The following is a 16,256-nucleotide window of genomic DNA, read 5'->3' on the forward strand; positions in this document are numbered from 1 at the left end:
AATATCTGTTACTTTTTGATTATTGAAGAAATAACCTCAATTCCATCGGGTTGCCACCATAAATTTGGTGATTGAGCCGTACTCAGCCATTCTGTGCTAGTTCCTTCTATGGGATTACCGGACGAATATACCGTCTGTACGGCTTCACCGAATTTAGCCTTCAGTGCTTTGAGGGTTGAAACATCGCCTTGCACCCAGTGAAGGGTAAAATCATCACTCGGAAATTCATCAGTAGCTTGTATAAGGAAATCATCTAACCACGCCTGATCTCGATTTATAGCTTTGTTATATGCAAATTGGTAAGCCAGCTTAGGAGTTGGTTTTTGATGCTGTGGGTTCTTCAACCAAAATTCCTCTACATAGTCCGTAAAATGACATTTTACTTTACTGAGAGTATATGGACTTACAATTACGGCTACCGAACGACACCCCTTTCCTCCATACCTGAACACCGACTCAATCATATCCCTCAAGGTCTGTGGATCTTCATTTTCTAAATACGCCATAGAAAATTTAGCTGTTCGGATTATATAATCGGTGCTCCCAGTTACGGCATTTAAAGTCACTAAGCGTTCTTTAACCACATCCACTGATTCCTTTGAACCAGCAAATAAAACCTTATCAGCATTCAAATCCGAAAAATCTGATAATTCTGTTGAGTATTCTTTTAAGTTCTCTACCTCAAAGGCTCTTAATATCTTTAAATAACTTGCTAAGAGATAAGGGTCTTTGGAAGAAAGCTTTCCGTAATAGTTTGCGCCACTTAATACACATCCAAGAGCATCTTGAAAACCAACAAGTGGTAGATTTCCAGCGTGCAAACAAAGTACTTTTCGACCTTTAGCATTTACCTGCTCCGATAATTGTGCCCGTTTTGCCCATTCAGAAATCTGCCCTTGATCTACTTTTTGTTTTAAACTTCTGATTTGAAATTTGATGTCCTCAAAGCTGAATAGGCCTTCTTCAACAGTCCGCTCAATGGCTTGCTTCAAGTCTGCATTATCAGGTTGCAACCACTCTTTAGTAGCTTGTTCAATAAGTATTATATGTGATTTAACATCCTTCATGAAAGCACATTCAATCCTGATCTATTAAAAAATTACAGCCACGTAAATTTTGAGTATTCCATCTACCCAATACCTGGAATCTGCCCGATTCGTCCATCACGCCTTTGTCACCTGTTAAGAGAAACGAACACGAATGTACATTCGCTAAATCTATAACACCGATTAACCCCTCTTCACTATTCGGTAATGTCTCCAATGGGTTCTCTGGATTACGAATGGATACCTGTTTCCAATGTGGAGCCTGAAACCATAAATCCCCTTTGCTATAAGATTGGCTGAGTAGCTCTGACATCCCGTATTCCGAACAAATTTGATCTGGACGTACATCAAAGCCTTCACAAAGTTTTTGATGCAGCTCTTCTTTCGACATGGATCGCTTAAATGTCTTCATCCCACCTGTTTCCATGATCAATGTATTTGAAGGAAATTGAACATTGCTGATTTCAAGCAAATCGAGTAGGCCAAAGGCTGCTCCGAAAATCATTAGCTGTTTACCCGATTTCGCTACTTCAGCTATATCTTTTTGTACTAAAGGTGTATTTAATGGCAGAAATTTACTTTGTGCGGTTTTTTCTTGGTCTATTAAACACTGAATCATCCATATTAGTGATGAATGTGGATTTTCTGCATATCCGGGTGTATATCCCCAAATCACCAAGTTATCGAGCTCAAAAAACTCCCGCATTCCATTGAGTATAGATGCTCTATAAATCTCTTCATCTGCGATATAGTGAGTGCTTCTAGTCATTCCTGAAGTACCACTACTTTGAAAATAAAGCTCTGGAAGTTGTGTACTTGGAGCAGATAAAACCTTGGTTTCCTTAAATGCCTCAATCGGTAGTAAAGGTATCGAATCGATAGATGTAAAACGCTTCACACCTAAGGCATCACAAAAGGTTTTATACACCGAGTTGTGTTGATACTGATATTGGAAAACTTCGGCTACCCTTTCCTCAAAGCTTATTGCTTGATCAAATATGTCAATCTTCCAATTCATAGTTCAGCCTATATAAAGCATTCTTTGAAGCTAGTATCAATATCCCTTTATGGAAATCAAAGGCACGTAATTCAGGGATTTTTGAAAATGTGCTAATAACCTTTCGATTTGAACCTTGAAAATACTCAACTAGCGTGTCTTTCAGTAAATATATGCGGTCATCTTTTGCTCGAATCGCCAACGTATTCTCAGCGGGGTAGAATGATACTAATAATCCATTTTCTGTTAGTTCATGCACCACTTTTGCCTCTTTGTCGAGTATATAGAGTTTAGCTCCTGAGGTCTCTATGTCATCTACACTTTTAATGCCCTTTGGTAAACTGAAGTGGTCCAATAATGCCCCATTTTCAGAAAATTTAAGAATTCGTTTTGCATCGCTATCATAAGCGATTACTTCCCCAAAGTTATTTACGCTCAAGAGAGCCGGAGAAAATGATGGCAAATCATTTATTGATGCGTTATTCGTGATGCTACCTAATAATTGCCCCCTTTTATCAAACAGCTGAATGCGTTGATTACCGTGGTCGGCCACGAACCTTTTTAAGCCAGTGGTACTTGCTAAATCGGATGGAGTATTGAATTGATAGCTACCAGAACCTTTATTTCCGATTCGATCAATAACCTTACCACTTCCATCTAATTCAATGATTTGATGGTCTTTCTGATCTAATACTAAGATGGTTTGATGAGAAACAAATTCGACCGCAACTACATCTTCAAATGCAGACGATAAAATTAGGGGGCTAGCATTCTGTGCATGAGCATTTATCACACTCAAAAAGCACAGAAATCCTATGAGAGCCCATTTATTCATTCAAGGTGTTTAAGTCCTTTATGCCCAATATCGGTTCTATAATACATGTTATCGAACGAAATTTTAGACACATCCTGATATGCTAGTTCCAGTGCTTCAGCTAAACTTTTAGCTTCAGTTACAACATTGAGTACACGTCCACCATTGGTAAGAATTTGATTACCATCCCGTTTAGTACCAGCATGGAAAACCATCGCGTCTTTTATATTGTCTAAGCCTGATATCACTTTGCCTTTAGCATAGCTTTGTGGGTATCCTCCCGACACTAGTACCACCGTACAACGGTATAAATCATCGAGAATAACCTCTGTGTCAGAAAGGCGCCCTTCTGTACAAGCCACCATAACTTCAAGCAGGTCACTTTGCATTGCAGGGATAATAACTTGGCATTCAGGGTCACCAAATCGGCAATTATATTCTACCACTTTGGGACCATCTGAGGTTATCATAAGTCCAACGTATAAGAATCCTAAGTAAGGATTTCCCTCGCTTTTCATCCCTTTAACTGTAGGAGCGATAATTTCAGATTTTACTCTTTCTAAGAGTTCTTCAGTTACAATAGGTGCAGGTGAATAAGCACCCATGCCACCCGTATTTAGGCCGGTGTCCCCTTCTCCAATTCTCTTATGATCTTGGGCATTCCCAATCACTTTAAATTCTGAACCATCACAAATGGCAAACACAGAAGCTTCTTCGCCTTCCATGAATTCTTCAATTACTAATCGAGACGCCGCATCGCTTAAGGAACCTTCTTTTAACTCCTCAAGAGCCTGCATAGCTTCAGCTTCAGTTTCAGGAATAAGTACTCCTTTTCCACCTGCTAAGCCATCCGCTTTAAGTACTACGGGGTAAGCCCCTTTTTCTTTGATGTACTCAGCTGCTTTATCAAACTCGGATTGGTCGAATACTTCATAGGCCGCCGTAGGGATATCATGACGTTTCATGAAGTCTTTGGCGAATTCTTTCGAACCTTCAAGCATAGCTGCTTGTTGTTTTGGGCCAAACACAACTTGGCATTTCTCTTCAAGAAAATCAGCAAATCCATCCACTAATGGTTGCTCAGGTCCTACTACCGTGATGTGAATGCTATGCTCTTGTATGAAGTCATAAATCTCATCAAAGTTTGTGGCATCAAGTACCACATTTTTACCAAGAGACTCAGTACCAGGATTCCCTGGAGCTATATATAGTTCACCCAATTTCGATGACTTAGCTATGCCCCAAGCTAAAGCGTGCTCACGGCCGCCACTCCCTAATAAAAGAACGTTATAATGCATGAATTAAGATAGGTTTTCAGCAATCACAATTAACTCAGCAAAGCTCTTAGCACTTAGGCTAGCTCCACCTATTAAGCCACCATCAACATCTTCTTGAGTTAGCAACTCTTCCGCATTTTCAGGCTTCATACTTCCACCATAAAGAATGCGCACTGCGCCGGCTGTATCATTACCAAAAAGAGCTTCTAATTCTTGGCGAATAAAAGCGTGCATTTCCTGAGCTTGCTCTGGTGTTGCTGTTACGCCTGTTCCGATTGCCCAAACTGGCTCATATGCAATTACAGTATCAAGTGCTTGTACTGAATCTAAGCCGTTATAAGCTGCTCTAATTTGATCGCTTACAAACTTAAAATGTCCATCGTTTTTACGAGTCTCTAATTTCTCACCCACACAGATTATAGGTACGATGCGTTCCGCCATCGCTTTTTTGATCTTTTTATTGATCATATCATCGGTTTCGCCAAAGTACTCACGGCGTTCAGAGTGGCCAACAAGCACATAGTTACAGCCACTTTCAGCTAACATACTTGCGCTTATCTCGCCTGTAAAAGCACCATTATCTTCGTAGTACAGGTTCTGAGCACCTACTTGAATATCAGAGCTGTGTAAGTACTTTACCGCCATAGAAAGCGATACAAATGGTGGACAAACCAACACATCAATGTCGTCAGTAAAATTTTTCTTTAACGACTTCAGTCCGTCTAGTAGTTCAGCCGCTTCGTATGGGCCTCCATTCATTTTCCAATTTCCGGCAATAAGTAATTGACGAGTACTCATTTAACTTCCCTTCTGATTTTGTTTAATAATTGTATTTAACCCTTGTATAACATCCGTAAAGTCTTCGGCAACATACTTTCTTACAATGTTACCTTGTTGATCAATAAGAATTCTAGTTGGAACCTGAGTTACATTAAAGGTTTCGATTAGCTTTTGTACGTCAAAGCCACCAAATTTTGCAACACTCCAGTGTTTAACTCGCTCATCGAAAAAGGCTTGAACAGTTACTTCACTTTTATCCAATGGGATAGTAAACACCTCTAAATCATAATTCTGATAAATTTGATGAATTACGACGGTACGGTCATATTGATTTTGATACAAACGACTAGCAACTGGAGTAATTTCGAGGATGTAAGGTTTACCCACTAAACTATCAGGAGCAATAATTTCACCTTCATCTGTTTCAAAGCTAAATTCTGGAACTCGGTAACCTGGTGCTAGATATGATAAATCGTATCCGATGGTCTTAGCCCATTGTTGAGCCTTTGGATCATCGTCGTATTCTTTTTCGAATTCAGCTAAAAGATCTTTAGCTATATCAACTCGAGCACTATCAAAGTAAAAGGCGATTCGTTCTTGATCTAAAGCGCGCTTAATTTTTGGGTTTTTTGTCAAATCTTGAAGGGAATCTAAATAACTCACTGCTCCTTCAACACCTTGAGTCTCCGCTTTATATTCGAAACCATATTTAGCAGCCACACCAATCATTTCATCGCTTGGCAGTGCATCATTGATACGTTGCATCATCAAATTTTGGTCGAAGGTATTCAATAAACGAACCGACTCACCCCCTGCCATATTGGATGCAAAAGTACCTGGGTAGTTTTCATATACTTCCCAAAATAAGTCACTCCATTTGCGTAACTCATCTTCAATTAAAGTATCGGCTACAGCGCCTGCGTTGATGTATGCTAATACTCTTCTAAAGCCTTTATCTACGCGGTTGTAAACTTCCATAGCTCTATTTTCTCTAGAGTCTACTTCGAAGTTTTCACTCAATCCTGGTAGTTCACCAGAGAAATTAATGGTATCGTTATCCGCTAAGATGAATTGAGTAGACCCAATCACATTGCCATTTCTACTGATATAAACCGGGTAAATACCTTGAAATGGGAATTCTACTTTACCTGTAATATTACCCAGTCTATTCGATTGTTCTAAGAATAACGTATCCACATCAGAATCTACATCTTCACGATGAGTGATTAATAGTTGGATACCTGAGTAATCTTTGGAACTGTCTACTGAATCTGCAACTGTAATCTTACCATTGATAAGTGCACTTTGCATTTCAGGTTCACTACTACAGTTAGCAAATACTATTGTTAATAGTGCGAGTATACTTGTATGTCTGATCTTCATATTCTTTCTTTTCTGATCTATCAATCAGCTTTCTAATTTTTTTGTAACCATCTCAGTAACCAATTTTGGATTGGCTTTACCTCTTGATGCTTTCATCGCTTGCCCCACAAAGAAGCCCATAAGTTGCTTTTTACCCTCTTTGTAGCGTTGAACTTCATCGGGATTATTCGCGATAATCTCATCCACAATTGGCTCTAGGAACCCAGTATCTGATACTTGAATTAAGTTCATTTCTTCGGCAAGTGCTTGCGGCGATTTATCCGAATCTAACATTGCGTTAAATACTTGTTGCATAGCTGAAGAGTTAATTTTATCTCCATCTTTTAGTGCTACTAGCTCCGCTAAACGTTCTGGTGTAATGGAAAATTCACCAATATCGATGCTTTGCTCATTCAGCACTCTAAGCACTTCACTGAGTACAATATTTGAAGCAGATTTAGGATTTCCAGTATGCTTAGCTACTTCTTCGAAGTAATCAGCTAAGTATCTACTTTCTGTTATAGTAACAGCATCCACTTCGCTCATACCGTATTCTTCCACAAATCGCTTCTGACGAACGTCTGCTAATTCAGGAAGTTCAGTTTTGATTTCCTCTAGCAATGCATCTGTTACAATGATTGGCGGTAAATCTGGCTCTGGAAAATATCTATAGTCATGCGCTTCTTCTTTTGAACGCATCACTCGGGTTTGCATTTTAGTAGTATCCCAAAGTCTTGTTTGCTGAACTACTTCTCCCCCATCTTCAATAAGTTCTATTTGACGGTAAATCTCGAACTCAATCGCTTTTTCAACGTTTCTAAAGGAGTTCATATTTTTAAGCTCTGTACGAGTACCGAATTCTTTCTGCCCACGTGGACGAACCGATACGTTTGCATCGCAACGTAAACTACCTTCTTCCATATTACCATCACAGATTTCTAAATACTGAACAATCTGCTTAATCTTGGTTAGGTATGCGTATGCTTCCTGAGGAGTTCTTAAATCAGGCTCTGATACAATCTCGATGAGAGGTGTGCCCGCTCTGTTTAAATCAACTAAGGTGTTGTACGGGTCTTGATCGTGAATCGACTTCCCGGCATCCTCTTCCATATGAATACGTGTTACGCCAATGCGTTTGTCATACTCTTCGAGTTCAATGTCTAAAAACCCATCGAAGCAGATTGGAGTATCAAATTGAGATATCTGATATCCTTTTGGAAGATCTGGGTAGAAATAATTTTTTCGTGCAAAAATAGATTTAGGTGCTACACTGCAATTAGTAGCCAACCCCATTTTAATGATATACCGTACTAAATTTTCATTCACAACTGGCAAGGTCCCTGGATGCCCTAAACACAGTGGCGATACTTGTGTATTAGGTGCCTCACCATACTGTGCGGCAACAGGTGCAAAAGCCTTACTTTTTGTGAGTAGCTGTGCGTGTACTTCAAGGCCTATAACAGCCTCGAAACGTTCATGGGCAATAGTGCTCATTCAAAAATTCTTTTCTATATGTATTATTAAAGTTGGTAAAGATATTAAAGTATACTCTTATATATTAGTCTTTTCTCAGATATACCATTGTTGAGTTATACAATGAATTGAACCTTGCCCCCAGACTAAGTCACTACAATCTATTCCAATAATATCTCTGTTCGGAAAGTATTTCTTGAATAAATCTAGAGCCAATTGATCATAATTTTTGTCGTATAAAGGCACTAATACGCAACCATTGGCTATATAGAAATTAGCATAGCTGGCTGGCACATATTCGGAACCATCTACTGTGGTGCCTTCAATTTTAGTTTGTGGCAAAGGCAAGCGTTCAATTTTGAGTGAAGCCCCATTTGGCAACACCACCTTTTCTAATATTTCCTCGTTCTTTTTGAGTGCGTGATAATTGACGTCATTTTCATCCTCACATATCATTGTAAGCACGGTATCTTCATTCAAAAATCGAGTGATGTCATCAATATGCCCATCCGTATCATCGCCGGCTAAGCCCGAGCCCAACCATATAATCTGTTCAACACCCAAATAGTGCTTCAACTTCGCCTCGATTTCACTCTTACTTAAACAAGGGTTCCTATTGGGGTTTAATAATACCGACTCAGTAGTTAATACAGAACCTGCTCCATTCACATCAATCGAACCACCTTCTAATACCATACCCGGTTCAATTCTTTCAACCTTATACTTTGAGGCTATATACTCTGGCAAAGCATTGTCACTGTCAAAGGGTGGATACTTTTCACCCCAAGCATTGTATTCCCAGTCTAAAATTTTAAACGAATCCGTTGTACTATCTACAACGAAAATAGGACCACAGTCTCTCGCCCACACGTCATTTATTGCTTGCAGGTGGATGATTAATCGATCAAAATTTGTAGTGCTATTTTCTAATAATGCTTCTGCTCTTTGTTGAACCTTTTCGTTCTCAATGAATAAATGAACGTTCTCATAGTTAGTAAGGGCTTCGATGATTTCTACATATACTTTTTCAACGCGCTCTAATCGCTCATCAGGCCAAGTTTCTCTATTAGAAGGCCAATGAAGTTGGGTACCAGAGTGTGTTTCCCACTCAGCAGGCATTTTATACATCTATATTCCCTAACTCAGTCTAAAATTCGTTTTGTAATGCCATCATAGAGATCAATTCTTCTATCACGCAAAAATGGCCATTCACGTCTTTGAGCCTCAATTCGACTCAGATCGCATTCAGCTATTAGAATCTCTTCTTTTTCACCGGCTTCTTCAATGATTTGACCAAAAGGTCCTGCCACAAATGATTTACCCCAGAATTTTAATTGCTTTTCCTTACCAACGCGATTTACAGCCGCTACATAACAACCATTCGCTATAGCATGACTTCGTTGTATAATTTGCCATGCGTCAGAAAATTCCTTCTTTTGCTTTCTTGATTCTCCCTTTAGCATTCCAATTGCGGTTGGATAGAATATGATCTCAGCACCTTTTAAAGCTGTAATACGAGCTGCTTCAGGGAACCATTGATCCCAGCAGATAAGCACCCCAATTTTACCATAAGCCGTATCTACCACTTGAAAACCAGACTCTTCGTCACCGGGTGTGAAATAGTATTTCTCATAGAACCCAGGATCATCGGGTATGTGCAACTTTCTATAAACGGCCTTTCTTTCACCGTCTACATCAATCACCACTGCGCTATTGTGATATACACCTTGTGCTCTTTTTTCGAAAAAAGGGATCACCAATACAACGTTTAATTCTTTTGCTAAGGAAGCAAACTGATCTAGAAACTGACTATCTAATGACTGCGCTAAATTGAAATGAGCCTCATCATATTCTCTACAGAAGTAGGGAGTATTAAATAGTTCTTGTAAACAGATAACCTGTGCACCCTGTGAACTCGCCTCTTTAACCAGAGCGAGTACTCGTTCAATATTATTTGAAGGTTGATCTTCACAGTAGGTTTGAATTAAACCCAGCTTTACGAGTCGTTGTTTATTTTCCATACACAAATTTACAAAGAATGCAGTTTCTTTGGGTTTCCTTTTTCATGTGATTTAAAAATTAACAATGAAATTTAAGGTTAAACATGAATCAGGCATAAATAATATATGTGCATTGCTACAGATTCATTAATGCCTCAAAAAATTAGGGTAAATACTATTTTAACTTAAAATTTCGACTTCAAATCATTAACTTTGGTGCTTCACAAAAAAATCACCCAAAAGGAGTTATGACACCTAACTACGACAAGCACCCAAAAAGTAAAGTTGGATTAGACTATTTAGGCTTAGAGAATAACAAAAACGTACACTGGAACCTGAAACCTTCAGAGCTTTATGAGAAAGCCATTTGCCGCGGTGAAGCTTTCTTAACTAAAGACCATGCTCTTGTTGTTCATACTGGAAAATTTACCGGTAGATCTCCAAAAGATAAATTTATTGTTGATCAGCCATCTATTCACGATGACGTTGATTGGGGAGAGATTAATCAACCCATTTCAGAAGAAGTTTTTGATAACCTCTTCACCAAAGTTCAAAACTATTTAGGCGACAAAGAGCTTTTTGTAAAAGATCTATTTTGTGGCGCCGACAAAAATAACCGTTTACAGGTTCGCGTAGTTAGTGAAGTTGCATACCACGGCTTATTTGCTCACAACATGTTTATTCGTCCATCTAACGATGAGTTAGTAGACCATGAACCTGAGTTTACTGTATTAGCTGCTCCATTTTTAGAAGCAGACCCATCTGTGGATGGTACAAAATCTAGTACTTTCATTATCTGTAACTTTGAGAAGAAGATCATCCTAATCGGAGGCACTATGTACTCTGGTGAAGTGAAAAAAGGAATCTTCGGAGTTATGAACTACTTACTTCCTAAGAAAGGCATCATGGCTATGCACTGCTCGGCCAACCACGACGAAAATGGCAAAACTGCTGTATTCTTCGGTCTTTCTGGAACTGGTAAAACAACCCTTTCTGCCGACCCAGACAAAACTCTTATCGGTGACGATGAGCACGGATGGAGCGACGAAGGTATTTTCAATTTTGAAGGTGGTTGTTATGCAAAAACCATCAACTTGTCGGAAGAAGGCGAGCCGATGATTTATGCTACCACTAAAATGCCTGGCACCATTCTTGAGAATGTAATCTTGAATGATGACAGAGAGCCTGATTTTGATGATGTAAGCTTAACGCAGAACACACGTTGCTCCTACCCAATCAATTTCATTCCAAATGCTAGTAAAACTGGAACTGGAAACCACCCAGAAAACATCATTTTCTTAACTGCTGATGCTTTTGGAGTACTCCCTCCTATTTCAAAGCTTACACCTGAGCAAGCGATGTATCACTTCATTAGTGGTTACACGGCTAAAGTTGCTGGTACTGAGCGTGGTGTAACAGAACCACAAGCTACTTTCTCTGCTTGTTTTGGTGCTCCATTTATGCCACTTCACCCAACTGCTTATGCTGAGTTACTTGCTGAAAAAATTCGTAAGCATGGCTCACAAGTATGGTTAGTAAACACTGGTTGGACTGGTGGTGCATACGGTGAAGGCTCAAGAATGAAGCTTACTCATACACGCCGTATGCTTAGCGAAGCTATCGCTGGCAACCTTGAAAACGTTGAGTATGTAGAAGATGCTAACTTTGGCGTAATGGTTCCTACAGCGGTTGATGGCGTTCCTTCTGAAGTATTAGTTCCAAGAAATACGTGGAATAACCCAGAAGAATACGATCTAAAAGCGCGTGAATTAGCTTCAATGTTCGTTGAGAACTTCAAGCAGTTTGAAGACCAAGCTAGTGAAGAACTACTGAAAGCGGCTCCAAGAGTTAGCTAAATCAGTTTCTTTTATTATTTTCAAAGCCCCGTTCATAAGTTCGGGGCTTTTTTTATATCTATATATTTGTGCTAAACCTTTATTCATACGCTACTTGTTTACCCCTTCTCCTACTCTTGTTCGGTTGTAATCAGCCAACCACTCTAGATTTGTCTATCCCTCCTATTCATAGGATTAGCTATACAGATCAAGCCATAACTGTTGATGGGAAAATGGATACTGCTTGGGACCAAGCTGATTGGTCTGATCTATTTGTAGATATCGAAGGAGCCGAAAAACCCGCACCTTATTTTGATACCAGAATTAAAATGCTTTGGGATGATACTTACTTCTATGTATTTGCCTACATGGAAGAACCTCATGTTTGGGGAGACATCACTCAAAGAGATGCCGTAATCTTTCATAACAACGACTTTGAGGTTTTCATAAAGCCAAACTTGTACAAGCCGTACTATACCGAATTTGAAGTAAACGCTTTGGGTACCCTTTGGGAATTAGTTTTACTCAGTCCATATCGTATTGGTGGCCCTGTTTCTAACCGATGGGATGTAAATGACACTCAAATTGGTATCGATGTTCAAGGTACTTTAAACGACCCAACCGATATAGACAGTAGTTGGACTTTAGAAATGGCTATCCCTATTTCTGCATTAGATGAACTTGACCGTTCAAAATCTTTTGAAGTTGGTGACTTTTGGAGAGTCAATTTTTCTAGGGTTCAATGGCAGCATCAAATACAAAATAACACCTATCAAAGAAAATTAGATGATGACGGGAAGCTCTTAGCTGAGAATAATTGGGTATACACACCTCAATATGCTATAGCGATGCATCGCCCTGAGCACTGGGCCTATATGCAGTTCATTAAATCAGAAAACGATCATAGAGATCTTGATTTCTTAGAAGCTTATCAACTTGCCTACCATTTGTTTAAGCAGCAATTGGATTACCGAAATGAACATAACTCCTTTAGTTCGGATATCACTGATTTCGGAGGACCCAAATTTAAGGTTCAAGGAATCACATTTACGGCAACTACCCTTACCACCCACACCGGTTTTGAAATAGTCGTCTCTCACCCTAGTGAGGGTTCATTGAGTATTGATCAAAACGAAAATATCACTATTAAGCGCTATGAATAAGTTTCCAATTTCTCTTTTTGTACTCATCACTATTCTTGGTTTTAGCATTAATTGCACAACAACTGAGCCTCCTCAAAATTTTCATTTTGCTGCATGGACAGGAGCCGATATTGCCGACACTGAAACTGAATGGCGATCCAAGTTAGAACGATTCAGTGAATATGGCCTTACAGATTTATACCTAGGCGCCAATAAAGAAACCTTAGAAGAAGTTGCCGTGTATGCGAGTGATTATGGAATAAATATCCATGGCTGGGTTTGGGTGATGAATAGACCTGGAGATACTACTGCGGCAAAACATCCTGAGTGGTATGCAGTAAACAGAAATGGCCAAAACTCATACGATTACCGAGCTTATGTAGATTATTACCAATGGCTAAGTCCATTTTCTGAAGGCGCGCGTAATCATATTAAAAACAATATCAAAGAGGTGGCTACAGCAGAAGGAGTAAAGTCTGTACATCTCGATTATGTTCGCTATGTAGACGTTATTTTAGGTGCCGATCTTCAACCTAAATACGACATCGTTCAAGACAAACAGTTTCCAGAATATGATTATGGTTATCACCCAAATGCACGAAAAGAGTTTGAAGAGCTATTCGGAGTAGACCCCATGGATATGGAGTATCCAGAGCTGAGCACTGAATGGCTCCAATTCCGATTAAACGCCGTAAGTACACTGGTGGCAGAACTGGATTCTATAGCAGATAGTCACCAAAAAATGCTAACGGCAGCCGTATTCCCATTCCCTGAAATGAGCCGACAAATGGTTCGTCAAGATTGGTCTTCGTGGAATTTAGATATTGCACATCCTATGCTCTACCATAACTTCTATCGCCAGAACTTAGAGTGGATTAAGTTCGCTACTGAACAAGGTGTTCGTGAAGTGAAGGGGCGATATGAAATTCGACCCGGTCTTTTTGTGCCGGCTCTAACCTCTTCGGAATTAAAAACTGCGATCTATAAAGCGAAAGCAGGTGGTGCAACAGGAATCTCGTTGTTTGATATCAATTCCATGAAAGATGAGCACTGGGCCATCATTCAAGAAGTAAATGCTGAATTGAATAACTAAGGCTTAGCTCTCAGATAGCTCGTTGAGTTTTTCCAAGTTATCCTGAACACGAAGAGCTTCTATCGCTTCCTCTAGGTCACCCTTCATAATGTTATCTAGGTTATAAAGAGTAAGATTAATACGGTGATCTGTAAATCGGCCTTGTGGAAAATTATAAGTCCTAATTTTAGCTGATCTATCCCCTGTAGAAACTTGGCTTTTACGATCTGCCGCTCGTTCCTTTTCCTTCTTCTCTAATTCGATATCATACATCTTCGAGCGCAACATTGTCATTGCCTTCTCTTTATTCTGATGCTGAGAACGCTCTTCCTGACATTCTACTACAATACCTGTAGGCTCATGGGTGATTCGAATTGCAGAATCCGTTTTGTTTACGTGCTGCCCCCCTGCCCCACTAGCTCTGAAAGTATCAATTCGAAGATCAGCTGTATTGATGTGAACATCTACATCTTCAACTTCTGGCAATACAGCTACAGTAGCTGCTGAAGTATGAACTCTACCTTGGCTTTCAGTAGCCGGTACTCGCTGCACTCGATGCACACCCGACTCATACTTCATCTTACCGAAAACTTCATCGCCTTCAAGCGAGAACACAATTTCTTTATATCCCCCTTTTTCTGATTCCGCAAGACTCATAAGACTCATATTCCAACCTTGCGAGTCGGCATATTTTCTATACATCTCAAATAGATCACCAGCAAAAATAGCGGCTTCATCGCCACCGGTTCCCGCTCTTACTTCAACAATAGCATTCTTTGAATCTTCCGGATCTTTAGGAACGAGTTTTATCTTAATGGCTTCTTCGAGCTTAATTAGCTCATCTTTAATTTCTTTATTCTCCTCTTTAGCCATTTCGGTAATCTCAGCATCTTCATCCATAGAAATGAGCTCATCATTACCCTCTTTGCGGCTCTTCAGATCCATCCAATTGTCATAGTCATCTACCAACTCCTTTAGGCTTCCATGCTCCTTAGTGAGTTCAGTATATTTTGCAGGATCATCAAAAACGGCAGGGTCACTCATTGCCGTTGTAACTTCCTCAAATCGAGATTTAATCTGTTTTAGCTTTGCTTCTATATCCATGAATGTAGCTGATACTGTAATTTTATAAGTGTGGAAACTACGGATTCTTTCGCATAGATAACGAATGAATAGGAAATCAATTTCTCTGATTTAGCCTCAAAGGTTTTAACACTTTCTTCAAATACTTTACACATAATTCGTATTTTGAAAAGAAAACTCAATGTCTCGCACTTCCTTACCAGCATCTACAAAAATCGGCTTTTTAGGCGCCGGTCAACTCGCAAGAATGAGCAGCCTTGAAGCATTTAGATTTGGCATTCAAGTTGCCGTGTTTTCTGATCGAACAGAAAACGAGCCCGTTCAATTTATGACTCCATTTTCAACCTCTGGTTCATTTGAATCGGTTGATGATATGGTGGCTTTTGCTAAAGAGTGTGATGTGGTGACACTCGAAAACGAATTTATTAGCTCGGATATACTTCTCGAAGTACAAGAAAAAAGTGGTACTCCTATTTACCCGTCTCCTCAAAGTTTTGCACTTATTGAGAATAAACTTATTGAGAAGCAGACCTTTGAAAATGCAGGTATCCCTGTAACACCATATAAGTTGGTTGCTTCCAAAGATGATCTAGTTGCTTTTGGAGACGAGCATGGCTGGCCTTACCTATTGAAGTCTTCCAAAGGTGGATATGATGGATATGGCAACAAAACTGTTCGATCTATTGAAGATGCAGAAGTGGCTTTTAAGGAATTGGGTGGAACACAGGGACGAGATATCCTTGCTGAAGCATTTGTACCATTTACCAAAGAGCTTGCCGTGCAAGTGGCCAGAAATGAAACGGGTACTGTGGTATATCCTTGTTGTGAAACCGTTCAAGAAAATCATATTTGTGTGGCTGTTGTTTCACCAGCGCCTATCGAGGAGAAATATCAAAAGAAAGCGCAAGAACTTGCTGTAAAAGCAACCGAAGCCATTGATGGCAAAGGGATTTACGCCTTTGAGTTTTTCCTTACGGAAAGCGGAGAGATTCTCTTAAACGAATCAGCCCCTCGTCCTCACAACTCTGGCCATTATACCATCGAAGGTTGCGTAGCATCACAATTTGAAAACCATGTGAGAGCTGTACTTGGTCTGCCATTAGGGGCTTCTACTATGACTACTCCTCACGCTGTGATGATCAATTTATTAGGTACACACAATAGACCTGCTGAAACGGATAAAATGCTAGACGCTATTAAAGTAGAAAACGGACATTTACACGTGTATGGTAAAGTTCAAAGTAAAGTAGGTCGTAAGATGGCGCATTTCACCCTCCTTGGGGATAATGCAGAAGAAACTTATACTACTGCTCGAAGCATTACTAAGTCTATTGAGATCTAAGAGTTTGAACCACCAATGAATTTTGAAATAAAC

Annotated in this window: 14 protein-coding genes; 4 read left to right on the forward strand and 10 right to left on the reverse strand. The window is 39.7% G+C overall.

Annotated elements, in window-relative coordinates:
- Positions 1-8: 8 nt before the first annotated feature.
- The 9 genes from B155_RS0103130 to B155_RS0103170 all read right to left on the reverse strand — a co-directional run bounded on the left by B155_RS0103130 (position 9) and on the right by B155_RS0103170 (position 9,770).
- Positions 9-1,067, reverse strand: coding sequence for an acyl-CoA reductase (locus B155_RS0103130; protein WP_018126789.1), 1,059 nt, complete (start codon positions 1,065-1,067; stop codon positions 9-11).
- 10 nt (positions 1,068-1,077) lie between these two features.
- On the reverse strand, positions 1,078-2,064 hold the full coding sequence (locus B155_RS0103135) for a LuxE/PaaK family acyltransferase (protein WP_018126790.1): 987 nt from the start codon (positions 2,062-2,064) through the stop codon (positions 1,078-1,080).
- A complete protein-coding gene (locus B155_RS0103140; protein WP_018126791.1) occupies positions 2,048-2,878 on the reverse strand; it encodes an NHL repeat-containing protein in 831 nt (276 codons plus the stop codon). The genes B155_RS0103135 and B155_RS0103140 overlap by 17 nt, the downstream gene beginning before the upstream one ends.
- Entirely contained in the window at positions 2,875-4,155 is a 1,281-nt protein-coding gene (purD, locus tag B155_RS0103145) for a phosphoribosylamine--glycine ligase (protein WP_018126792.1), read from the reverse strand. Before purD ends, B155_RS0103140 begins: the two co-directional genes overlap by 4 nt.
- Before the next feature lie 3 nt (positions 4,156-4,158).
- On the reverse strand, positions 4,159-4,932 hold the full coding sequence (tpiA, locus tag B155_RS0103150; protein ID WP_018126793.1) for a triose-phosphate isomerase: 774 nt from the start codon (positions 4,930-4,932) through the stop codon (positions 4,159-4,161).
- Positions 4,933-6,297: a TlpA family protein disulfide reductase gene (locus B155_RS0103155; RefSeq protein ID WP_157464713.1), complete on the reverse strand. Its 1,365-nt coding sequence runs from the start codon at positions 6,295-6,297 to the stop codon at positions 4,933-4,935.
- A 24-nt stretch (positions 6,298-6,321) separates the two neighbouring features.
- Positions 6,322-7,770: an Asp-tRNA(Asn)/Glu-tRNA(Gln) amidotransferase subunit GatB gene (gene gatB, locus B155_RS0103160; RefSeq protein ID WP_018126795.1), complete on the reverse strand. Its 1,449-nt coding sequence runs from the start codon at positions 7,768-7,770 to the stop codon at positions 6,322-6,324.
- Positions 7,771-7,845: 75 nt separating this feature from the next.
- The gene (locus B155_RS0103165) at positions 7,846-8,868 is read right to left on the reverse strand and encodes an agmatine deiminase family protein (protein ID WP_018126796.1); all 1,023 of its coding nucleotides are present in this window, start codon (positions 8,866-8,868) and stop codon (positions 7,846-7,848) included.
- 23 nt (positions 8,869-8,891) lie between these two features.
- Positions 8,892-9,770: a carbon-nitrogen hydrolase gene (locus B155_RS0103170; RefSeq protein WP_018126797.1), complete on the reverse strand. Its 879-nt coding sequence runs from the start codon at positions 9,768-9,770 to the stop codon at positions 8,892-8,894.
- A gap of 227 nt (positions 9,771-9,997) precedes the next feature.
- Between B155_RS0103170 and pckA the strand changes: the two genes are divergently transcribed.
- From pckA to B155_RS12860, 3 genes are all read left to right on the forward strand, one after another.
- On the forward strand, positions 9,998-11,605 hold the full coding sequence (pckA, locus tag B155_RS0103175) for a phosphoenolpyruvate carboxykinase (ATP) (RefSeq protein ID WP_018126798.1): 1,608 nt from the start codon (positions 9,998-10,000) through the stop codon (positions 11,603-11,605).
- Between the two features lie 149 nt (positions 11,606-11,754).
- Positions 11,755-12,747, forward strand: a complete 993-nt coding sequence (locus B155_RS12855) for a carbohydrate-binding family 9-like protein (protein ID WP_051069958.1) — start codon at positions 11,755-11,757, stop codon at positions 12,745-12,747.
- Positions 12,740-13,819, forward strand: a complete 1,080-nt coding sequence (locus tag B155_RS12860) for a family 10 glycosylhydrolase (RefSeq protein WP_018126800.1) — start codon at positions 12,740-12,742, stop codon at positions 13,817-13,819. The genes B155_RS12855 and B155_RS12860 overlap by 8 nt, the downstream gene beginning before the upstream one ends.
- Positions 13,820-13,822: 3 nt before the next feature.
- Here B155_RS12860 and prfA read toward each other — a convergent pair whose 3' ends face one another.
- Positions 13,823-14,902 (reverse strand): peptide chain release factor 1, encoded by a 1,080-nt coding sequence (gene prfA, locus B155_RS0103190; protein WP_018126801.1) that lies wholly within the window; start codon positions 14,900-14,902, stop codon positions 13,823-13,825.
- Positions 14,903-15,062: 160 nt separating this feature from the next.
- Between prfA and B155_RS0103200 the strand changes: the two genes are divergently transcribed.
- The gene (locus B155_RS0103200) at positions 15,063-16,223 is read left to right on the forward strand and encodes a 5-(carboxyamino)imidazole ribonucleotide synthase (protein WP_018126803.1); all 1,161 of its coding nucleotides are present in this window, start codon (positions 15,063-15,065) and stop codon (positions 16,221-16,223) included.
- Positions 16,224-16,256: the final 33 nt, after the last annotated feature.

The sequence above is a fragment of the Balneola vulgaris DSM 17893 genome, from assembly GCF_000375465.1.
Lineage (GTDB): Bacteria > Bacteroidota > Rhodothermia > Balneolales > Balneolaceae > Balneola > Balneola vulgaris.